The sequence below is a fragment of the Bradyrhizobium archetypum genome (assembly GCF_013114835.1).
Taxonomy (GTDB): Bacteria; Pseudomonadota; Alphaproteobacteria; order Rhizobiales; family Xanthobacteraceae; genus Bradyrhizobium; species Bradyrhizobium archetypum.
This window is the reverse complement of sequence record NZ_JAAVLW010000001.1, coordinates 1-21,150: the sequence shown is the minus strand read 5'-3', so window position 1 is coordinate 21,150 and position 21,150 is coordinate 1. Positions and strand designations below refer to the sequence as shown.

Below are 21,150 nucleotides of genomic sequence, written 5' to 3'. Positions count from 1 at the left end.
GCGCCCTCACGGACGCTGCCGCACGGCTTGGGGCCGATGTGGGTCGCTACTCCTTCATCGTAATGGACTCTCACCATCTATTCCTTGCCGGCCTCCCGGCGCACACTCAGTAAGACTAGTCGGCGTCTAACTGTTCGGAAACCGGCGTTATGGTGTCAAATTCGCTGAATTTCTTCGCCATTTGGCCATCTGCGTTGCGGGTTTGAATCGCTCTTCCGGCTAGAAAGGGTCTAGCTAAGGAGATTGCAAATGAAGGTCGGCGTTCCCAAGGAAATCAAGACGCACGAATATCGCGTGGGCCTGACACCTGGAGCCGTCCGTGAATATGTGGCGGCCGGTCACAAGGTGGTAGTCGAGACTAATGCAGGCGCCGGCATTGGCGCGACAGATGACAATTATCGCAGGGCCGGCGCAACGATTCTGGACTCCGCGCACGAAGTCTTTGCATCGAGCGAGATGATCGTAAAGGTCAAGGAGCCCCAGCAGCCCGAATGGACCCAGCTGCGAGAGAATCAGATCCTTTTCACTTATCTGCATCTGGCGCCGGACCCCGAGCAGGCTAAGGGCCTCATAAAGTCTGGCTGCACCGCGATCGCCTACGAAACCGTGACTGATGCACGTGGCAGCCTTCCGCTGCTTGCGCCGATGAGCGAGGTCGCCGGCAGGCTTGCGATCGAGGCGGCCGGTGCAGCCCTGAAGCGGTATACAGGCGGGCAGGGGCTGTTGATTGGTGGCGTGCCCGGTGTTCAGCCGGCCCGTATCGTGGTGATTGGAGGCGGCGTCGTCGGTACGCATGCGGCACGGATGGCGGCGGGCTTGGGTGCCGAGGTCACCATCATTGACCGCTCGATACCCCGGCTTCGGGAGCTGGATGAGCTATTCGAAGGGCGTGTTCGTACCAGATTCTCGACAATAGACGCCGTGGAGGAAGAGGTATTTGCGGCAGACGTAGTCATTGGCGCGGTGCTCGTTCCCGGGGCGAGTGCGCCGAAACTTGTTAGCCGCGGCATGTTGAGCTCGATGCGCAAGGGCTCGGTGATCGTGGATGTGGCTATCGATCAGGGCGGCTGCTTCGAGACATCCCGTCCGACGACCCACGAAGATCCAACGTACGAGGTGGACGGCGTCATTCATTACTGTGTGGCCAATATGCCCGGAGCTGTCCCGCTAACCTCGAGCCAGGCCCTGAATAACGCCACGCTGCCATTTGGTTTGGCTCTGGCCAACAAGGGATTTTCCGCTGTGCTCGAAAATCCGCATCTGCGCGCAGGACTCAATGTCCACCGCGGCCGGCTAACTTATAGGGCCGTGGCCGAGAGTCTCGGCCTGCCATTCTCACCGATCGAACAGGCTGCGGCCTGATCCCAGAGCCCCGTTGAGGGCGTTTCCTCCCTGACTTGGGCCACTCCTTCGGAGTGGCCTTTTTTTGGGGAGACACTATCAATCTACTAAGCGTGGTTAGACTTGTCCTTGGGAGTCGAAGATTAAGTCGTCGTTCGTTAAGAAGCCTGTTTGATCGCGGTTTGGACGGTGAGCCGGCGCCAGAGGGCGATCAGGATTAGGCGCAACAGCATCCTCAACCAGGCGAGGACGAGGCGGAGGTTGTGGCCGACGGCGGAGAGGACGACGTTGGCAGCATCACCGTCGCGGCCTTTGAGGTGACAGCGGCCGAGATGGCTGTCGGTCTTCACGTGGCCGATCACGGGCTCGATGGCGGATCGGCGGCGGAGCTCGCGTTTGATCACACCGAAGACCCCGCGCTTCTGGCCGGAGATGAAGACGCGTCGGGGGATTGGCGGTTGTGTGGCCGCGATAGCCCTTATCGACATAGGCGCGTTCGATCCCGCAGCCGGTGAGCTTCTCGGTGGCTTCGATGACGTCGCCGAGCGTGTGGCCGTCATACCGACACCGCTCTGCGTGGGAATATTACCGCACTTGGCCTGAGCTATGTGGCCAGCATTCACCCACAAACGTCGGTATGGCCTCTGGAACTGGGCCGCGGCCGCTGAAGAAGTGGTCGGGGAATGGGCGACCTCCAAAGTTGTTGCGGCGTGATAGCAAGCACCGACCGATTTCGGCCAAGAAGCTTGCGATCGGACTGCCAGCGCATGCCTGGCACAAGATCGCGTGGCGTGAGGGTACGACGCAACGGTTGTCCTCGCGCTTTGCCCGTGTGCGCGTCCGTCCGGCACATCGCGATTACTGGCTCGCCGAAAGCCGGCCGGAGGAATGGCTACTGATCGACTGGCCGGCGGGCGAGGAGGCGCCGACCAAATATTGGTTGTCAACGCTTCCGGCGAACATTGGCTTCCGCCATCTCGTCGATATTGCCAAGCTGCGCTGGCGCATTGAGCGCGACTACCATGAACTCAAACAGGAAGTTGGCCTTGGTCACTTTGAGGGGCGAAGCTGGCGTGGCTTCCACCACCACGCAACACTGTGCATTGCCGCCTACGGATTTCTGGTCTCCGAGCGAGAAACGATTCCCCCTCAGAAACAGCCTCCACCAAGCTGTTCAAGGAAGCTGCAATTCCCGGAACTTATCGACCGCGGGGATCCGCCATTGCGGCCTGAACGGCACGTTCCAAATTCAATTGCCACCGTTCGGAGAAGATTGAACGCGGCTCTCGTGTCCACACTATCTCGATGCCCTTGTTGCGTCAGACTGATCTCAAGTCGAAGTAGGCCTCGAAAATTATGACGCAGTAAGACTAGATGAAATCTACGCAGGCATCGGGGACTCTGCTGATGCGCTGGCTTGAGGTCGCGCTTCGCGTGCGCCGCCGGGTGCCAACCATTCCTGCCGTTAGTGCGATGATTATTACGCTAGGTAACAGGAATCGGTGTGAAGCACTGTCGCATATAGATCCGGCATTGCACGCGAGAGAGTGCAAATATGGCAGAAGCGATTACTTCAGTTGCAAGGATGTCTGACATTTCTCGTACCGTCGCGTGCAATTATCGCAAGGACTTTACCGCAAAATTTACAATCAATCCACCCACGAACTTGCGATATGAGGTGAATGATTGCACTCGAATTCCTCGGCAGGGCACGCGAACCGGTTCAAAGATGCTAGGCTGTCGAGAGTAAGACGTTAGCCAAAAACAATGGGCCGACGACAATTACTGCGCTGTGTATGTCTCTTCTTGGTCCATTGGGTCAATTTACTGCTGAGCAGTGAACTTGGATGGCGTGGGCCGTACTGTATCCTCAGGTCTGGCACTCTCTGCACCGATCTAGCCGACGAGATCGACATCAACCCGGTCATCTTCGCCGCCATCGGCGTTTGGCTAACCGCGGTTGACGGCTTAATCACCAAAACGACCCTCAGAGGAGTCTGGCGATGCTGCGAAGAAGTGGTACATTTCGTCATCGACGCCGGCCGGGGGATCGACATCGAGCTCGTGCAGTATGGAGCGAAGGTCGGTATTAAGCATTCGAGAGGTGGAGTCCCCGGCCCTGCGTGGTGCAGGAGATCTGCGACATGGGTGCGACAGCGCGCTGATGCGGTTCGCGGATTTCGAGGTCATGGACCGGGCTAAGTCGAGGTGCCACAGAAAACGCAAGGTAGTCAACATGGATCTGAGATTTTCGAAAGAGAGTGCAAAGCCGCATCTCCGTCACGCCGTCGCGGTCCGCAGGTGTACAACGCGCTGCCTATCGAGGCGGATTTCGAGCTCAACACGGTGTTCGACGATTTCTCTGCCGAACCAAGCAATGGAGCGCGATCGTCACGGGCACGGCGACAAGGCGTTTTGCGCCGGCAACGACAAGGGCAGGTCGCCGGAGGAAAACGAAGTTGGAACGACAAGGGCGCCTTTGCCGGGCACCTCGCGCTTCGAATGCGTCAAGCGGATCATTGGCGCCGTCGATGACGTCGCCTTGGACGGCGGGTTTGAGTTTTCGCTCGCCTGCGACCTATCATCGCCTCTGAGAATGCGACTTGTGCGCCGCACGAGCGGCGCATCGGACTGGCAGCGCTTAGGTATGGCCTACTCCGTCTGCCGCGACAAGTCGGCCCGAAGCACGCCATTGGCATGATCCGGACCGCCCAGCAAGTCTCGGCGTACAAAGGATACTAGCTCGGCTTTGTAAATGAGGTGGTACCGTAGCGGGCGAAGCACTGGAGCCGCGGAGCTCTGGGCCGAAGTGATTTGCAAGAACTCGCCAACATCGATCCGCGCGTCAAAGCAGACGATGCAGCGCGGCCTTGGCGTCTCGCTGAAAGGCGATGGCCCACCAGCGCGAGTATCTGGCGGTGAACACGACCTTAAAACACTTGCTCTGCAAAACGCCCTAGCCTCGCTGGCCCAGATATCTCCTGCAGCACTAAAAAGGCGTATCGCGCCAAGTCTAGCAGATGGGACTACCGCAATACGAGCAAAAACCGTCTGCGACGGAGTACGTCTCCAGCCGAAAAGTCGGATTCGATCGGAACATAGCTGCACGAGGCGCGCGCGTAGGACTTCCTGCAACCGCGGAGCGGACGGTCTGCCCTTCCCGAGCTCCCAAGACCCTCGGCCGCTGCGCCTCCGCAATTTGTCGTGCTGTTCGGCGCTTTCGTTCGTCTGACTAGCCAGCAGTCCTCTGCCGGTGTTTGATCGCCCCGCTGCACCGCCGTCAGAGATAGCACAACCATCAGCCGTGTTGGCGCCGGCACCGGCGCGAGTCGCGCGAAATCAGCAGCCGGCTCTCGATTGCACCGTGGCGGCTCGCCGCGCACCACCTGTTCCCGGACTGGTGCGGCTGATTGAAGCCCGACAATGGCTGTCTTGTTCCGGCCATCAGCCTTGCCTAGTACGCGCCCGAACTAAAACGCTCCGCCGGGAATCGACGGCGGGTTCGCGCGCACCGCCCTCGAGGATAGAGGCTCTCACGCCGATGTGTGAGGTGATACGGTCACGCCGATGATCGTGCTCAAGGCTGGAAGACAAACCAACGCGCGAGGCTGTGCTGTCGCTGGAAACATGAGCCATTTCCTTGGGTAATGAACGCCTTGAGGCGCGGTCTTCGCGGCTGGCATGGCCCTTGCTGGGGATCACGTCATGAAAGCCAGCAATGTTACCTACCGTTCCGCTCGCTGCGCTTCAAACTCGCTTGGACCAAACGAGACAGCCTCGGCGATCGTGAGAAGCTCACCGAAGGATCTGTCGCGGCTGAATGGCTTGGTCTGGTGGAGAAATCGTAACCTTGGAGGATATACCATGAGCGAAAAGGCGTTGATCGATAATGTCATTCCGCGTGCCGATGTCATCAAACGCGCGGCGCGCATCGGCGCTGAAATCAGGAATGTCAAGCTGTCGGGCGATTTGCCGGACCAGACGATCGCTGCGATAAATGGTCTGCTGCTTGAGCATAAGGTCATCTTCTTCCGCGACCAGGGTCATCTCGACGACTCCGAGCAGGAGGGCTTTGCTCTTCGTTTCGGAAATCTTGCGCCGCCGCCGCTAGGTGCTGCCGAGGGAACGACGGCGATCTTTGAGATTGCACGCGGAGGTGTCAGGGCTGACTATTGGCACATCGATTGGTCCTGCATGGATAGCTATCCCAAGATTTCGGTGCTGCGAGGCGTTGTGATCCCACCAGTCGGCGGTGACACAGTGTGGTCAAACACCGCGGCCGCATATCTCGACCTGCCCCCGCCGCTGCAACGGCTTGCCGATGACCTTTGGGCTGTCCACAGCATGGCGTTCGACTTCGCCGTCACCGTCCGCCCCAGCGAAGCCGATAGGAAGCGTTATGACGAGCTCAACGCCAGAGCTAAGTACGAGACCGAGCATCCAGTAGTGCGTGTCCATCCCGAGACCGGCGAGCGCGCGCTGGTGCTCGGCGCTTATGTGACACATTTTGTTGATATCCCGAAATATGACGGCCAAAGGTTATTCGATCTATTCGAATCTCATATTACCGCGCCGGAAAACACCGTGCGCTGGAACTGGAAGCAAGGCGACGTCGTTATGTGGGACAACCGCGCCACGATGCATCGTGCGAGCAACGATTACGGCGACCAGGATCGCGTCGTTCGTCGCGCGGCTATCGATGGCGAGGTGCCCGTCGGCGTCGACGGCCGATGCAGTATATCGCGTGCCAAGCTGACGAAGCAGCCGCCCGCAAAGGTCGTCTAGCGCGGTCGCAAATTTCACGGAGATCCGGCCGATGCAGGCGCTGCTCCGCCTACGTGCGCGCTGGCTGCTCACAGTATCTGCAGATCAGACTGGCCGCGCGTGGCAAGGCGATCGGGCCTTCGTCGTTGCGGCCATTCTTGTCCACCCAGCCGTAGCCTACGCCCTTGGAACAGGCTCTTACCAAGGGGCGGGGCAGGTCGTCCTCACGCCCAGCGAGCGTGTGCTAGGTTGCAATAAGTCCAAGCTGTGTCTGTCCTTCTCGAGGACGTATTCCGGATGGAACTGCACCCGATAGGCCGGCCCGATAGCAATGCGAACGAGAGCGATGATTTCGCCTTGGCTCAAGCGCCTCCGATACCGACCGTCGGATTTGCGACATGCTGTCCGGCCACGACGCGTCCGCTTGAGCCGACAGCCCATATAAGTCGAGCTCTCAAAGGTGGCACGAGCCTTGAAGAGGAGATGTCATCCAGCATCGCATGATCACGGAGTCGCAGCGAGGGCATATGAGATTATCGCTATTCAATCCAGCGTATGCATTTGCGGGTCATCGCGAATTCAGAGCGGAGATCTCGCGGTGAAACAAGAGATCGTTTGTCGCCGAAGCAGCCGGGCAGCTTGATTTCCATGCAAAATATGGGCGAAACAGAATCGGTATCGGCTTCGCGACACGAAATGACGAGACGGGCGATCGGCCATCAGCTCGCTGTCGAGCTCGGCGAAACCGCGAAACTCGCGTTTCCGATGGTGCTGACCCAGGTTGCGCAGGTCGCGATGATGACGACCGATCTTGCCTTCATCGGGCGCATCGGCATTGAGGCGTTTGCCGCGGCAGCACTGGCCGTTAGGGTCTATCTCGTTAGTTTCATCTTCGGCGTCGGTCTGCTGGCGCCGATCGCACCATTGACGGCGCAGGCGTTTGGGGCAAATAATCTATCCCTCGTACGGCGTTCGCTGCGCATGGGGCTGTGGGCGGCGCTGGTGCTGTCGCTCCCGATCATGGCGGTTGCGCTGCGGGGCGAGCAATTGCTACTCGGTCTCGGCCAGGCTCCGGATGCGGCGCGCCTCGCCCAGCAATATCTGTTCGGACTGACCGCGGGCGTGGCGCCCGCGCTATGCTTTCAGGCCATCCGTAGTTTCATGGGCGCGGTCAACCGACCGGAGCCGGTTTTGTGGATCACGCTCGCGGCCGTCCCCGTCAACGCCCTGCTGGCTTATCTGCTGATCTATGGGAAGCTCGGCCTGCCCCGGCTGGAGCTGTTCGGGGCAGGTGTCGCGACCACCCTAGTGAATTGTGGGACTTTTTTGGCCGGTTTGTGGTTCGCCACAATGCGTCCCCCTTTTCGCGATTACCACGTGCTTGCACATCTCTGGCGCTTTGATTGGCTCCGAATGCGGCAGTTGATCGTAATCGGGGCGCCGATCTCAATCGCCTCATTGATCGGGTACGGACTAGTGTCGGTCGCAGCGCTCTTTGCGGGCCTGATCGGCACCATCACGCTTGCCGCTCATCAAATCGCGCTTCAGGTCTCAGCGACCCTGTTCATGATCTCTTTCGGCATCAGCATGGCGGCGGCCGTGCGCGTTGGCCATGCGGTCGGCCGCAACGACGGTCCCGGCATCAAGAGGGCAGGTCTAGCCGCGATGCTGCTCGGTATCGTGATCGTCGCGATGCTAACACTTGGGGTAATCGCCGCGCGTTTTGAGATTGCCGAGTTGTTTCTGGACAAATCGGTCCGCGACACCGACGCGACGATCGGACTAGCCGCAAAGCTCCTTTCGGTCGGCGCGAGCTACTTTATCAGTGATGCCGTGCAAGTCATTGCGGCGGGCAGTTTGCGCGGACTTAAGGACACGCGGGTGCCGCTTCTGTTTGCCGGGGCCGCTCTAGGGCTGATCGGCCTTTCCTTTAGCTACGTGCTTGGATTGAAGATCGGCCTTGGTGCCATTGGTATCTGGATTGGCTTATCAATCGGAGTGACCGTCTATGCGGGGCTCCTCGTCCTGCGTTTCCACCTGCTCGTAAATAGGCTTGCTCTTCAGAACCAACAAAGGACTGCGCGGGACGATCCTATTGCAGGCGAGCGCTGCGGTGTATCCCAACATCTTTGATCACGCCAGATGGACATTGCGCGATCTGCAGCAGACGGCCACGCTACCCTGGAGTCGATGAATGCCGGACGCTCGATGAAGTGGCTCTGCTCGCAAACCTTGAAGATTGTCAAAGAGTTGTATTGGGAAATGCTTTTGTCGGGGCTTCTTCTAAAACGCGGACTAGACGTCCGGGGCGACGAGCTGTCAATCAATTCTCGTAGTCGTGAACAACGGCGATTCGGTTGCCCCCGTTGACCTCGCTTAACCTGACAAGGGATATCGGAATTCGCCCAGATCCCAAAGATTAAAGATTCTAGCGAAGTAAGTGTCTGCCTGGGGAATGTCCCGTCGGCCGTTGAAATAGGAGGAGCGGCGTTGCTCGCCTTGAGCTCTTAAGCTCGGGGTATCGAAGCCACGAGAAGAAAAGTAACGCCATGAAGAAGATTATCACGACAAGGGCAAGCGGTGGCTAAAGGTCGCCTTGGCTCGTGCACCTAGCGCCGCTCAGTTCTTCATGACTCAACCGGGTCGAGCGCTTCTTCGGGCTTGTCAGACAAGAAGAACAGCCGCGGCAACTATCGCAGTGTCGCCGCCCAGGGGTTGACACGCGGCCTACAGGGCAGGGTACATACAAAATTCTGAAAGACTACTAGCATTAATAGGTTCGTTTTGCCCGGTTCTCAGGTACGTTAGTGCAGCCATTTTGGGAGACACGCGTCGTGCAACATGGGTCCCACCGAGATCGCTACGTCCACAGCTCGGGCAATTTGACAGAAGCGAGCGTGCTCATTGAGTCTCATACTTGCGAAGGAATGGCCATGGGTGGATCGATTGGTGAGTCACATAGTATGCAGGCTTTCGAAATCCTAGAATCAAATGTCCGTTCGTACTCACGTTCGTTTCCGGCCATTCTTAGTCGAGCGCGCGGCTCCATTATGCTAACGGAGGATGGTCGGAAACTCATTGACTTCCTCTCCGGTGCTGGAGCGCTTAACTATGGCCACAACAACCACCGGATCAAAGAAGCTATTACTGAGTATCTAGCATCGGATGCCGTAGTCCACGGGCTTGACATGGCCACTCCTGCAAAGCTCGAATTTATGCAGACTTTCAGCTCTGTCATACTTCGGGAGCGGGATATGCAGTACCGGTTCCAATTCACGGGGCCAACAGGTGCTAATGCTGTTGAGGCAGCTTTAAAGCTCTCACGCAAAGTCACAGGACGTCAAAACATCATTTCATTTACGCATGGATATCATGGCATGAGTTTAGGAGCGATTGCCGCGAGCGGTAACCGCTTTTATCGCACAGCCAGCGGCGTTTCTCTATCAGGCGCAACTTTCATGCCCTTTGATGGCTATCTTGAGCAGGTTGTTGATACGGCTGACTATCTGCGAACGGTATTAATGGACGAGGGCAGCGGCATCGATCGTCCAGCTGCCATTCTCGTCGAAACTGTGCAGGGGGAAGGCGGTATAAACGTAGCTAGCAAGGAGTGGCTGCAATCAATTCAGGCGACAGCAAAGGATGTTGGCGCGCTTTTCATCGTTGACGATATCCAGATGGGCTGTGGTCGCACGGGTGAATTCTTTAGCTTCGAGTTCGCAGCTTTGTCGCCAGACATTGTCGTATTGTCGAAATCGCTAAGCGGGTACGGTCTGCCATTATCAATGCTATTGATCAAAGAGGGGCTCGACGCTTGGCGGCCAGGAGAACACACGGGCACGTTTCGAGGAAACAACCTTGCACTTGTATCTGCAACCGCAGCTATAAATCTTTATTGGCGTAGCAGGACGTTCTCGCAGGGGGTTCAAAGCATAGGAGAACTTATGCGGCGCCGACTTGAGGCCATCGCCTCCGAGTACGAAAATAGTTTTGCTGTTCGAGGGAGGGGCATGGTGTTGGGGTTTGACTGCCGCACGACTGAAGTTGCAGAGGCTACGACTCGGAAGGCCTTTGAGAAGGGATTGATTGTTGAGCGATGCGGGCCTGTTGATCAGGTCGTAAAATTCTTGCCTGCGCTGACGATCGACGTTCAGACACTGAACCAAGGGCTTGAGATATTCGAGGAAGCTTTGGCCGAAACAGTGAGATAGGCCGGGTCCTAGTGACTCGACCTCCAGCATTCAGCCAGACGAGATGAGAGTCGGGGGAGGATCGCGTGACCGCGCGGGGAGAGTATCGGGTAATCGGCGGAGCTGGCCGAAATTGCTCAGCTGATCGTCCGATGGAGGATTTTGCGCAGCCTAGGCCGCTGAGAGTTGAAACGGCGACATTCGAAACGTGGCATTGCCAAACGATCCGTTGTTAATGATGTACCGTCAGTTAGTAATGCGCCGTATAGCGAGAACGCAGCTCGTCACCACAGGACCAAGGTATAGCAATGACAGGCGTGGTCAATCCGTTGCAAGTCTCACGTTTCCTTCGGGTATATGATGGCGCCGCCGCTCAAAAAGGCATCAAGCTTTCGATAGGATTCGATTTTCATGAGTACGTCTCGATCACGGGCGCCACTCCAACAAAGGGGCCGACATATCCAAATTTCCGGCCAGATCGCTCGCCAATTAAATCCGGCGACGGATATTGGATCATAGGCGTCGATAAGTATGACGAGGTTGCGCTTCTAGAGGCTGCTCGACTTTATGACCTTTCGCACAGCAACTTTGCAGAACATCTTCATTCGCTGAAAGCGTTTTACGCCGACCCAACTGTGCATGCGCATCCTCAGGACCGTTGTACTTGCATAGCACCAAGCGCGAAGAAGATAACCGGGAAAGTAGCTTATCACGGGGATCTTTGGGTGCGCAGAGACTTTAGAGGACAGGGCATACCCAAGATCATATCGGGAATAGCACGCGGCGTGTCGTTTGCAATGTGGGCTCCTGACTTCGTATGTGGACTTGTGCCGCGCTGGCGAGTTGATAAGGGCGTTGTTGCGCAAAACGGATATACACATTGTGAACCCGGTGGGTCGATATTGCAGCTGGTAGCATACCACATTGTGGACGACGATTGGCTTATTTGGATAACCGGCGAGGAGTTGAGGAGCGAGATTGATCAACGATAGACATAGGGCTCTTCTAGCCCCATCATTTTCGCCGGCGCAACCGGGTGCCACTTAATCTTTGTATGCTACGCTGTCGCTAAGACGTGGGAGAGCGTTAGGCACCCAACATTGGAGGAGTACATGATGAGCTGGCTATTCATACGCTCCTTTGGTTCGAGTCTCTCTTTTACACCGTTCACACGGAGCAGGCATGAAAGCGATTATGAGTAGATCGATCGGGGGGCCCGAGACGCTTGTTCTAGAAGAGGTTGACGACCCGGTGGCTGCCCCCGGCCAGATCGTCGTTCGCGTCAAAGCCAGCGGGGTAAACTTTCCGGACACACTGATCATAGAGGACAAGTATCAATTCAAGCCAAAGCGGCCATTTTCTCCGGGTGCCGAATTTTCTGGCATAGTCGAAGCGATTGGTGGCGGCGTTTCCTCGTTTCAACTAGGCGATCGCGTCATGGGATTTTCCAGATGGGGGGCAATGGCGCAGAAGATTGCCATAAGCGCGAGCCGTTGTGCCGTGATACCGGACGAAATGCCGTTTGACGAAGCCTCCGCGTTCATTCTGACCTACGGTACGTCCTACTACGCATTGAAGGAGAGGGGTGCACTGAGAGTCGGTGAAACTCTCCTTGTGCTTGGAGCGGCTGGTGGCGTCGGCCTTGCGGCAATTGAAATTGGCAAAGCGATGGGTGCTCGCGTTGTGGCCGCAGTTTCTACACCTGAGAAAGCGAGGTTAGCCCGAAAGCACGGAGCAGACCGCGCGGTGATATATCCAACTGCGCCGTTCGATGCATCCTCCCGCAGAGAAGTTGCACGCCTTCTCAAAGGGGCTTGCGATCCCCACGGAGCTCACGTCGTATGTGACGTTGTAGGCGGGTACTATTCAGAGGCGGCTTTGCGCGCGATAGCTTGGGATGGTCGTTTCCTCGTTGTAGGATTCACCGGAGGCATCCCACAGATTCCGCTCAATCTTGCTTTACTTAAGTCTTGCAAAATCGTCGGGGTGTTCTTGGGGCCGTGGCTTGACCGTAGCGTTGACCATTTTAGTCGCGCTGCAGCCGAATTACTCGAGTGGTATCAAGCTGGCAAGCTGCGACCTTGCATATCGGCGCGCTTCCCCTTGGCAGAAGCGGGCGATGCCATCGCCCAACTGGCAACTCGAAAGGCAATGGGAAAGATCGTCGTCAATATCGATTGAATTCACAAGTAGCATTCGAGTGGCGTGCGAGCTCGACCTGGTTATTGCAATCGCAGACGCCCAGCTCATCGCTTTTCGATAATGACAGGGCGGCGAGGTTGCCAGTGCGCTGTGTAGGCCGGCGTGCCATGGCTCCGTTTAGCGGAGTCGGCCGCGGCTCGGCCAGGCATCCTAGGCGCGCTAGTCGATCCCTGCTAAAAAACGACGGAGGCTTGAAACGTTGGGCATGATATGGTCGCGTTTCAAGGCGCCTTCCTGATCCGATGATTTAATTCCACGTGTTCAGAGTTTCAGCGCACGCCGCAAGGCGTCGTGGAGTAATCCGAGATCGATCCCTTAGGAGAGCCGGCCCCTCGATCTCGGTAAGGCTGTGCTCGAAACTATTGCGATACCAGCGTCCATCGGCAACGCGGAGCGACGTAGTCGGCCTAGAATTCGCGGCCATGGGCCTTGGCGGGCTGCTGCCATCCACTGCAAATGATCTGAGGTTGGCTAGAGTGTTCGCCGCCCGTGATGATCACCCTATGAAAACTAGATGGTCGCGTCAGCGGAATTACGATATCAACGATCTGCTCCCCGCAGGCGCGCTGCAAGGTTCAGTCACCTCGACCGTCCTCGATTGCGCCGACGTGTCGGCGGGGATATCGAGTTCAATTTCGCGGGACACCTCCACGATGGTTTCTGGATGATGGCCATTCTCGAACCGCGCGTATTTCAGCGCTTGGGCGCGGGTCACGAACAGGCCACCAAAAGTGCCGTTCTGTTCGCGGACGACCCAGGCGCCACGACGATTCCTACCAACAAAGACGGTCGGCGCCGTGGAGTTGCACGAAGGAGGTTCGACGCACTTCATGATCATCATCCGTCCATGACCTTAGAAGAGTATGCTCCTCAGCCGACATTTCCAAATCCGTACTATAGCCGCTTCAAAAGTATCAGCCTGTCGTAAGCTTTGACTTGCCGCGATCCAATATCTGCCGTGCGGTACTGCGAGACCATGGTTCAGTCAGTTTCCTCAGAGCGGCGATCGTCCGCCGCGAGAATCACCCGGAACGACGCGCCTGGTTTGCTCTGGCTGTAAAACTGTCCACTTGCGCCGAAGCCAAGCACAACCTCCTGGCAGGTGTTCTGTCGAAAATGCCAGCAATGTCCCTGGTCGGCTTGGTGAAGTTCGCGGCAACCGCGTTGATGCTTGCCGCTTCGACGCTGTCAAGCACAAGCTTTATCGACGCGTCCATTAGGATCAGTATGGAAGGCGTCAGGGCAATCTCTGGAGCGAAATTCCTAGCGTTGACGGAGGCTCTTTCTCTTCCATCCCAGCAATTGGCGTGCCACTCGTCAAACCTGATGCGCGCCCTGCCTGACGAAAGAAACGCACTGCCCGCTAAGGTCCGGCGGACGGTCGTGTCGCTTTTGTCGGTGGCTTTCCGACATCAGGGGTCTGCAATGGGACATGGACGGCACGACGAGAATGGAAGAAAGATGATGCCGGTCGCCTGGTACAGAGCTCGAACGTTCGCTTGAGGATCACGACCTTGTGTGTCCTCATGCAGGATGCGTTTGGCATTGGCGCGCTATCCCATCGTCTTGAAGCACTTAATGTCCGGGCTTCCATGGAAAAATTGGAACTGCTCAAAATATTCGATCGTGCCTGCGGCAAAACCAGCGTTTAAATCCACTGGCGACTTCAACTGGCGGATTGTGTTGAAGAAGCCCGCGAACTGATGATCTAGGGTCCGACAACGCGCCGGGCGCACGGGGTCGTTGATTGGTGAGCGTCACGAGAGAATCACCGTGCCCGGCCTTGACTTGCGCGGAATGCTTTGGATTGTCCGATCGAGGTGATTGACGCTGCCATAGCGTGATGATGGGGTGATCGCGGGTGGAGCGGACAACGGGACCTCGGAATGACCAGCGAGTCGCAGCTACGCGAGAAGCTTCGGAAGATCGAGGCGTTGTTTGCGGGTGCTGAACTGCTGGTGAGCGCCTTGCGGCGGAAGCTGCGCTACAGCGGGTGCGTGCCCGGGTCGAGGAGCTGGCTCGCCACGATCCACCGATCGAGCAGCAATTCTCACTTCTAACCAATGGTGCGGCACCTGTTCTTGGCGCTTTGCCGCCGGTACGGGCTGCGGCCGTTTCGTTATCACCGCCAGCGACGCAACACGGTGATGATCCGTGCGTCACGAGGCTTCGTTGACAAAGTTCTGCTGCCGGAGTTCAGCGAGCTGGAGAGGGCGTTGCAAGTCTATCTGCACGAGGTGACGCTGCGCGTGATCCGCGAGGAGATCTATGACGACCAGCGATGCGCAGGAAGTGCCAGATGCCCTGCCGTCGAACTGATCAGGCGGCGAGCTTTGCCTGCGAACTGTCGCACTCGGCCTTCCAATTCCACGGCAACAGCATGTGCAGCTGATTGATCTTTGTACGCCCGGAGACGATGCGCTCGAGAACATCGCTCAGGTAGTGCCGCGGGTCGACGTCTTGCAGCTTTGCCGTGTTGATGAGCGACGCGAGAATGGCCCATGTCTCGGCGCCGCCTTCACTGCCGGCGAACAAGTAGTTCTTCCCAGGCCTATCGGCTCGATGCTGCGCTCGACCGTATTCCTGTCTATTTCAATGCGTCCGTCATCGGTGAAGCGCGTCAGGCCGTCCCAATGGTTTGAGGGTGTAGCGGATGGCTTTGACCAGACCGGACTTCTTCGAGACTTCCAGCAGTCGCGCCTCGAGCCAGGGTTTGAAGTCCGTCGATCAGCGGCCTGGTGTCGGTTTGCCGCAACGCAGCCCGGTGCGCCGCCGGCAGACCGCGGATGCGATCCTCGATGGCGTAGAACATCGCGATCCGTTGCAGCGCTTCCGCGGCAATCGGCGACTTCGTCGCGCCGTGAACGTCCCAGAATTTCCGCCGCGCATGCGCGAAGCAGAAAGCCAGCTGCACCAGACTGCCGCCGTTCCTGATCAGGCCCTTGTAGGCGGAATAGCCGTCGACCTGCAGGATGCCGTGGTAGTCCCCCGAACAGCTGCTTGGCGCGGATCGCCTTGCGATCCTCGGCAAACATGTAGACCGCCGCCGGCGGCGCCAGGCCGCCCCACCGACGGTCATCGGTGGCGATCGCCCAGAACTGGCAGACTTTGGTCCTGCCATGGCCGGGATCGAGAACCGGCAGCGGCGTCTCGTCGGCAAACAGTCGCGGGTAGGACATCACTGTGTCGCGCAACAGCGTGTGAAGCGGCTTCAGCCACCAGGCGGCGCGGCCCATCCACGAGGCCAGCGTCTGCCGGTCGAGCGTGATGCCTTGCGCGGCGAGCATCTGTTCCTGCCGATACAGCGGCAACTGGTAGCCATATTTCATCACCGCGATGTGGTGCCAGCAAGGCTTCCGTCACCATCCCGCCGTCGATCGCCTGGGCCGGCGCGGGTGCCTGCAGCACACTCTGGCGGCATCCCCGGCAGCCGTACCGCGGACGCACAATGCGCTTGACCCGGTACTGCATCGGAATAACATCGAAGGCTTCCTTGACGGTCTGCCCGACCTTGTGCAGCCGTTCGCCGCAGCAGGGGCAGATGTGGCTCTCGATATCAATCACGACGTCGATGCGCGGCAAGTGCTCCGGAAGCTTCCCCGGTTGCGTCGCGCCGGTCGCTTTCCTCGGCCTTCCGCTCCATCAGGCAGCCTGCCTCCTGTCACGTCGTCGTTGGCGGCGGCACGAGCCGCCTGCGCCGTGATGGTGAAGAGAGACAGCTGTCCGGGATCCAGTGACTCGGAGCGGGGACCGAAGATCGTGCGCTTGTACTGGGACAGGATCATCAGGAGCTCGTCGTTCTCCTGGACCGCAGCGTCGCGTTGGGCGATCGCCGCATCACGCTCGGCTGCCAGCGCGCCGCATTCCGCCGACAACGCCGCAAGCCGTGACGATAGCGCCATCACGGCTTGTCGGAGCAATGCTGGATCGGAAGGCAAATCAATCATGCAGCGTAATCGTACAACAACTCCGCATGAATGACGAACTACTCTTGATAAGGATTAACCAGCTCGTGCTGGCTGATCCACAACACGCATCGGCACACGCTTCCAGTCTGAGCCATCGAGCAGCACCGAGAACTGAGCATGAGACAGCGGCATGACGCCTTCCTTGATCGGCGGCCAGGTGAACTGCCCCTCGATTCGCTTGTAGTAAAGGACAAGACCGCTTCCGTCCCAGGTCAGGATCTTCACGCGATCTCGGCGCTTGGAACGGAAGATATAAAGTCCGCCGTCGAACGGATCGGCTCCAAACGCCTCGCTCATCATCATCGCCAACGAGTCCATGCCGCGACGGAAATCGACCGGCTGCGTCGCGATCCAGATCGACAGCCCGGGTCGCAGCCCGATCAGCGGCCAACCGTCCCGACTGCCGCCAGCACCTCGCACAGTGCCCGCCGGTCGACCGTCTCTCTCACACGGATGCGAACCGCGCCGACCTCGATCTCGATTGCCGCCTGCTGCTCGCACGACCGCAATTTGCCCCCGCAGCCGGTGATCGCGACCGGCACAAAGCCAGGTGGCACGTCTCCGGCCCCGCGCTCCGCGCCCTTCGCCCGCGTCGTTTGACGACGCCACAGAAACAACAGACTTGGGCTGATGTCATGTCGCCGCGCCACCGCGGACACGCTTGCACCCGGCGCAAAACTCTCTGCGACAATCGCCCCTTTCGCATCGGTCGACCAGCGCCGGCGCCGGCCGGTCCCGGTGATGATCTCGACACGCGGCAGCGTGTCGGCGCCGTCTTCGAGGATAGGCGTATGCCTATCCTTATCGCCATCCTTACAACTATCTTTTGACATGGTGACCTCGTGACGAACCAATCCACGAGATCTTCCTAACCGACCAGATCAGCTCTCAGCATGTGGTCCCTGAATGACGCGCACGTTGATTGTGCCTAGGCGGACTGGAGCGTGGGCAGCGGGATCAGCTTTGCGAGCTTGCGTAGGTTCTGCGCCGTGGCAGCGAGGAGGAACTCGTCGCGAGCGCCTGAGGGACCTCTTAGCCTGAGCCGGTCGAGGCGCAGGATGCGCTTGAGATGGGCAAACAGCATCTCGATTTTCTTTCGATCGCGCCGGGATCTGACATAGGCATCAGTTTGCGCAATTTCGCGCGCAACGTCTCTGGTCTTTTCATGGATGGAACGCGGGACCCTGCGGGAGGGCGTCTTCGGACAACACCGCGGTTTCAGTTCGCAAGGATCGCAGTCATGCTTGCTAGCCTGATAGAGCAGTGTGGCTCCATCATTCACCAAGGTCCCCGTGGAAGCCAACACCGTTCCAGCCGGGCAGATGTAGACGTCACTTTGCTGATCATAGGCGAAGTCTTCGCGAGAAAGTGCCGTCGTCCGGGCTGATTTGTCGAACACCGGAATGTGCGGTTCGATCGACCGCTCGTCGACCAGCCAGCCTAGCATCTCTGCGGTCCTATAGGCACTGTCGGCGACGACGCGTTCGGGACAGAGCTCAAGACGTTCTTCAGTGCGCTCGATCATTGTGCGTGCCGCGCCGACCTTGGCCTGCCGGATGGCGCGCGTCGCCTCGACATCGACGATGATCGCTGCCTTGAAATCGATCAGGTAGTTGTTGGCATAGGCAAAGAAGGCATGCCCCTTGTGAGCGCCTGTCCATTGCGCGGCCGGGTCCGACTTCGAGATGAACTTCGGCACGGTATCACTCGCGGCGCCCCAAGCGGCCTCATCCAGGGTGTCGAGGTACTCCCGAACAGAGCGGCGCAGCAGGTGGGTGGCCGGAACGTGCCGCTCAAGCGAGAACTCGTAAAACAGCGCCGCCTGATCAACCTGCCGCGGACCCATCATCGATTCACATCTCCCGCCCACTAGGACAAAGTGAATCAGCGATCTTCCGCGCCTTCAACAGGCGAGTTTTTCAACACAATCGGCGATCTGATGACGTTTTTGACCGATCGATCATGTCTATACGCTTCCGCTCGCTATTATGAACCTGCGGCGAGTTTAGCGACGTTTTTGAACATGATGCCAAGCAAAGGCAATGAGATGGAGGTCTACGAGGGTCTGTGCGCATCGCTCGTACTCTTTCGGAAGCGGGTGGCCGATGCGAAGGATCGCTCGACCACTCAGCGTCTGGGCAGCAGCCCAAAGCCGCGCTGGGCTTCTGGCAGTTTGATGATATCGAGGGCGATGCCATGTCCGCTGCAGCTGCCGCTGGCTTTTCTCCGGTGTAGCCCTGATCGGCAAATGCGATCTCGACACTCTCGCCGGTCTCCGCCTCAATGGCTTTGGCGATGCGGGCGGACCTCGGCGCGATCGTCGGCATTGGCGGGCGTGACATTGAGAGCCGGAAGAGGACCAAGCGTGTCGACCGCCAGGTGCAGCTTCGCCCCATTCTTGCGCTTGGCTCCATCATAACCCGAGCGAGCACCGCTCTCGGGCGTCGAGCGCAGGGTTCGGCCGTCGATGATCGCGGTAGTCAGCTGCGCGTTTCGTTCCACCGCAACGGGCAGGACAATGCGCAAATCTTCGGCCAAGGTCTCAAAGCAGCCCGCGCGCAACCATCGCTGTGCCTGTTGATAGACGATCTCCCAAGCCGGCAGATCGTTCGGCATCCAGCGCCATGGCGCGCGCCCATCTTCACGATATAGCGCAGACCGTTGAACACCTCGCGCAAGGCGTGGACCCTCTGTGTGCTCTCCGCCGGCAGAAGCGTCAGATGCGGCGCGAGACACGCCCATTCATCATCAGAGACGTCAGAGGGATAGGCTTTGCGGGAAATCGACATCCCGCAAGCCTCAGATCTTACGGTTAATCAGCTCCTAACAGCCTCCAGACAAGAATCGCCGATCGCACGTCAAGGTCCGGACACGGCGCTTTCATCGGCGAGCCTGTCCTCGGTACTGGCGGCGTAACTCCGCCGCCGGAAGGATACTAGCAGGCCATCCAACTGGTCCTCAGGAAGCACGATATCTGATCTCGGACGAGGTTATCACGGGCGTCGGTCGCACAGTCTCTATGTTCGGATCGCAACAACTACTGTATTGAACCTGACCTGATCACTTCGCGAAAGCCTGACTCGGTCCACCTTCCGCTGTCGGCCGCCATCGTAGGGAGAAAGTCTACCAGGTTGCTGAAGAGGGCGCGGATCGGGTCGGTACGTTCTCGCACGGCTACACTTACTCTGGTCATCCAATTGGCGGCGGCTGCAAGCGCAGTCCTTGATTTAGTTGAAGGAAGGACCTTCCGGGCAACGCACGTGAGGTCGGTGCGTATCTCCAGAAGCGGTTGAAGCCGAAATCTGCGCAATTCCCCGGTCACACATGCAATGGCGCACTATTTTCGACTTCCCGTCGCCGCTCGTGATAACAATGGGCGAACTTGATGAGATAATGGCAATCGCAGAGATGGCGGTGTGCCCGGTGATGGACGAGCATGCCTTAAAGCGACCACAAAGACTGACGCAAAGATAACCATCCTATAGAACCGTGACCTCTGGCTCGGCAGCAACAAAGCACGCAATGTCCATGGCAAGAGCTACGAGTGTTTTCATTAATGGCGCGCGGCGTGGCGGTAGCCATGGCACTTCGATCCCCCTGATCAATCCGGCAACGGAGGAGGTTGTTCGCTCGTGTGGCATTGGCACCACGACTGGATCTAAACGAGGCCGCTTGAGAGCGGAGCGCGAGACTTGGGCGGCCGCGCCGGCAGCGTGGCGCGCTCCTGGTTTGCCGCCGCCGGGATGCTTCGTGTGAAGCTCGGGGCCCTGCAAAGGCCTTGTCGGATGAACAGGGCAAAACCATAGCTGATGCGAAAGGAGAGCTTCGCCAGGGCCGTGGAAATGTTGAAATCGAACGGGCAGGCCGAGGAGCTATGCGCTCGATCCCGATGGATGCAACGTGGTGATCGTGCCGCAGCCGTCCGGCGTCGTTGCCACTTTCACGCCCGGGAACTATTCTGTCATTCTGATCGCCCACAAGCTCGCCGCGGCCCTCGCAGCCGGCTGTCCCATGATCCTCAAGGGTGCTGAAGGAGTGCCCGAGTGCCGCCGGCCATATCGCAGAGTCCTTGCAGGAGGCAGGCATCCTCGGTCGGCGTGCCTCTTCTGGCATTCAGCCCGCCGGCGCAGATCTCCGACCATTCTTAAAATCATCGGTCGTGAAAGCCCAGACATTCACGAGATGGACGGCGGGCAGTTAGCAACTGGCGAAGCTAGCGGCTGACAATGCAGCGGTGTGTCCTCGATCTCGGAGGTCAACTGAAGTGGACCCCGGATTTTGGACCGGCGGCTTAGGTGGTGCGGATGCCGTTCCGTTTTGATAAACGGAGCGGACCATGAAGAAGACGAGACGGAAAATCGAAGCGGCGCTGAAGGCAAAGATCGCCTTGGAGGCGCTGCGAGAGCAATCAACGGTTACGGATCTGGCGCAGCGCTACCAGGTGCATGTGAACCAGATTTATGCGTGGAAGAAGCAGCTTCAGGATCAAGCGGTTCGGGCGTTCGACGCGGGCGCTGGTCGGGATGGCGAGGCGGCCCACGAACTGGAGGTCGAGAAACTCCACGCCAAGATCGGACAATTGACTGTCGAGCGAGATTTCTTAGCCAGGAGGTCCGGAAGATGAGCGCGCCGGATCGCCGAGGATTGCTTCAGCGCGATCATGAGAGGCTATCGATCCGCCGGCA

At 58.5% G+C, this 21,150-nt stretch carries 11 protein-coding genes and 7 pseudogenes; 11 read left to right on the top strand and 7 right to left on the bottom strand.

What is annotated here, in order from left to right:
* Nucleotides 1-249: 249 nt before the first annotated feature.
* A complete protein-coding gene (ald, locus tag HCN50_RS00085) occupies nucleotides 250-1,362 on the top strand; it encodes an alanine dehydrogenase (protein WP_171707635.1) in 1,113 nt (370 codons plus the stop codon).
* Between the two features lie 137 nt (nucleotides 1,363-1,499).
* Here ald and HCN50_RS00080 read toward each other — a convergent pair.
* Nucleotides 1,500-1,902 (bottom strand): annotated as a pseudogene (locus HCN50_RS00080) (transposase); the annotation flags it as partial.
* On the opposite strand from HCN50_RS00080, the pseudogene HCN50_RS00075 reads away from it, so the two are divergent.
* The 7 genes and pseudogenes from HCN50_RS00075 to HCN50_RS00045 all read left to right on the top strand — a co-directional run.
* A pseudogene (locus HCN50_RS00075) lies at nucleotides 1,893-2,574 on the top strand (IS701 family transposase); the annotation flags it as partial. The pseudogenes HCN50_RS00080 and HCN50_RS00075 overlap by 10 nt on opposite strands.
* Before the next feature lie 1,062 nt (nucleotides 2,575-3,636).
* Nucleotides 3,637-4,262, top strand: a pseudogene (locus HCN50_RS33205) (enoyl-CoA hydratase-related protein); the annotation flags it as partial.
* A gap of 943 nt (nucleotides 4,263-5,205) precedes the next feature.
* Nucleotides 5,206-6,126 (top strand): TauD/TfdA dioxygenase family protein, encoded by a 921-nt coding sequence (locus HCN50_RS00065; protein ID WP_171707632.1) that lies wholly within the window; start codon nucleotides 5,206-5,208, stop codon nucleotides 6,124-6,126.
* A gap of 675 nt (nucleotides 6,127-6,801) precedes the next feature.
* Nucleotides 6,802-8,238, top strand: coding sequence for an MATE family efflux transporter (locus HCN50_RS00060; RefSeq protein WP_235976726.1), 1,437 nt, complete (start codon nucleotides 6,802-6,804; stop codon nucleotides 8,236-8,238).
* Between the two features lie 830 nt (nucleotides 8,239-9,068).
* Nucleotides 9,069-10,316 carry a diaminobutyrate--2-oxoglutarate transaminase gene (gene ectB / locus HCN50_RS00055; protein ID WP_171708386.1) on the top strand — a complete coding sequence of 416 codons (1,248 nt, stop codon included), beginning with the start codon at nucleotides 9,069-9,071 and terminating at the stop codon, nucleotides 10,314-10,316.
* Nucleotides 10,317-10,603: 287 nt separating this feature from the next.
* Nucleotides 10,604-11,287, top strand: a complete 684-nt coding sequence (locus HCN50_RS00050; protein ID WP_171707631.1) for a hypothetical protein — start codon at nucleotides 10,604-10,606, stop codon at nucleotides 11,285-11,287.
* A gap of 190 nt (nucleotides 11,288-11,477) precedes the next feature.
* Nucleotides 11,478-12,476: an NADPH:quinone oxidoreductase family protein gene (locus HCN50_RS00045; protein WP_171707630.1), complete on the top strand. Its 999-nt coding sequence runs from the start codon at nucleotides 11,478-11,480 to the stop codon at nucleotides 12,474-12,476.
* A gap of 553 nt (nucleotides 12,477-13,029) precedes the next feature.
* Here HCN50_RS00045 and HCN50_RS00040 read toward each other — a convergent pair.
* From HCN50_RS00040 to HCN50_RS00015, 6 genes and pseudogenes are all read right to left on the bottom strand, one after another.
* Nucleotides 13,030-13,329, bottom strand: coding sequence for a hypothetical protein (locus HCN50_RS00040; RefSeq protein WP_235976668.1), 300 nt, complete (start codon nucleotides 13,327-13,329; stop codon nucleotides 13,030-13,032).
* A 1,487-nt stretch (nucleotides 13,330-14,816) separates the two neighbouring features.
* Nucleotides 14,817-16,399, bottom strand: a pseudogene (gene tnpC / locus HCN50_RS34610) (IS66 family transposase).
* 99 nt (nucleotides 16,400-16,498) lie between these two features.
* The gene (gene tnpB, locus HCN50_RS00030; RefSeq protein WP_171707629.1) at nucleotides 16,499-16,885 is read right to left on the bottom strand and encodes an IS66 family insertion sequence element accessory protein TnpB; all 387 of its coding nucleotides are present in this window, start codon (nucleotides 16,883-16,885) and stop codon (nucleotides 16,499-16,501) included.
* Nucleotides 16,846-17,298: an IS66-like element accessory protein TnpA gene (tnpA, locus tag HCN50_RS34125; protein WP_171707628.1), complete on the bottom strand. Its 453-nt coding sequence runs from the start codon at nucleotides 17,296-17,298 to the stop codon at nucleotides 16,846-16,848. The genes tnpB and tnpA overlap by 40 nt, the downstream gene beginning before the upstream one ends.
* Before the next feature lie 95 nt (nucleotides 17,299-17,393).
* Nucleotides 17,394-18,233, bottom strand: a pseudogene (locus HCN50_RS00020) (transposase); the annotation flags it as partial.
* A 218-nt stretch (nucleotides 18,234-18,451) separates the two neighbouring features.
* Nucleotides 18,452-19,254 (bottom strand): annotated as a pseudogene (locus HCN50_RS00015) (IS5 family transposase).
* An 84-nt stretch (nucleotides 19,255-19,338) separates the two neighbouring features.
* Here HCN50_RS00015 and HCN50_RS33175 point away from each other — a divergent pair.
* From HCN50_RS33175 to HCN50_RS00005, 3 genes and pseudogenes are all read left to right on the top strand, one after another.
* A pseudogene (locus HCN50_RS33175) lies at nucleotides 19,339-19,939 on the top strand (aminotransferase class III-fold pyridoxal phosphate-dependent enzyme); the annotation flags it as partial.
* Between the two features lie 426 nt (nucleotides 19,940-20,365).
* The gene (locus HCN50_RS34605; RefSeq protein ID WP_171707627.1) at nucleotides 20,366-20,689 is read left to right on the top strand and encodes an aldehyde dehydrogenase family protein; all 324 of its coding nucleotides are present in this window, start codon (nucleotides 20,366-20,368) and stop codon (nucleotides 20,687-20,689) included.
* A gap of 112 nt (nucleotides 20,690-20,801) precedes the next feature.
* Nucleotides 20,802-21,089, top strand: coding sequence for a transposase (locus tag HCN50_RS00005; RefSeq protein WP_171707626.1), 288 nt, complete (start codon nucleotides 20,802-20,804; stop codon nucleotides 21,087-21,089).
* Nucleotides 21,090-21,150: the final 61 nt, after the last annotated feature.

Excerpts from the sequence above, each read along its gene's own strand:
- HCN50_RS00065 (WP_171707632.1), top strand. The coding sequence starts at position 5,206 with ATGAGCGAAAAGGCGTTGATCGATAATGTCATTCCGCGTGCCGATGTC.
- HCN50_RS00050 (WP_171707631.1), top strand. The coding sequence starts at position 10,604 with ATGACAGGCGTGGTCAATCCGTTGCAAGTCTCACGTTTCCTTCGGGTA.
- HCN50_RS00040 (WP_235976668.1), bottom strand. The coding sequence starts at position 13,329 with ATGAAGTGCGTCGAACCTCCTTCGTGCAACTCCACGGCGCCGACCGTC.
- ectB (WP_171708386.1), top strand. The coding sequence starts at position 9,069 with ATGCAGGCTTTCGAAATCCTAGAATCAAATGTCCGTTCGTACTCACGT.
- tnpA (WP_171707628.1), bottom strand. The coding sequence starts at position 17,298 with ATGTCAAAAGATAGTTGTAAGGATGGCGATAAGGATAGGCATACGCCT.
- HCN50_RS00060 (WP_235976726.1), top strand. The coding sequence starts at position 6,802 with ATGACGAGACGGGCGATCGGCCATCAGCTCGCTGTCGAGCTCGGCGAA.
- HCN50_RS00045 (WP_171707630.1), top strand. The coding sequence starts at position 11,478 with ATGAAAGCGATTATGAGTAGATCGATCGGGGGGCCCGAGACGCTTGTT.
- HCN50_RS00005 (WP_171707626.1), top strand. The coding sequence starts at position 20,802 with ATGAAGAAGACGAGACGGAAAATCGAAGCGGCGCTGAAGGCAAAGATC.
- ald (WP_171707635.1), top strand. The coding sequence starts at position 250 with ATGAAGGTCGGCGTTCCCAAGGAAATCAAGACGCACGAATATCGCGTG.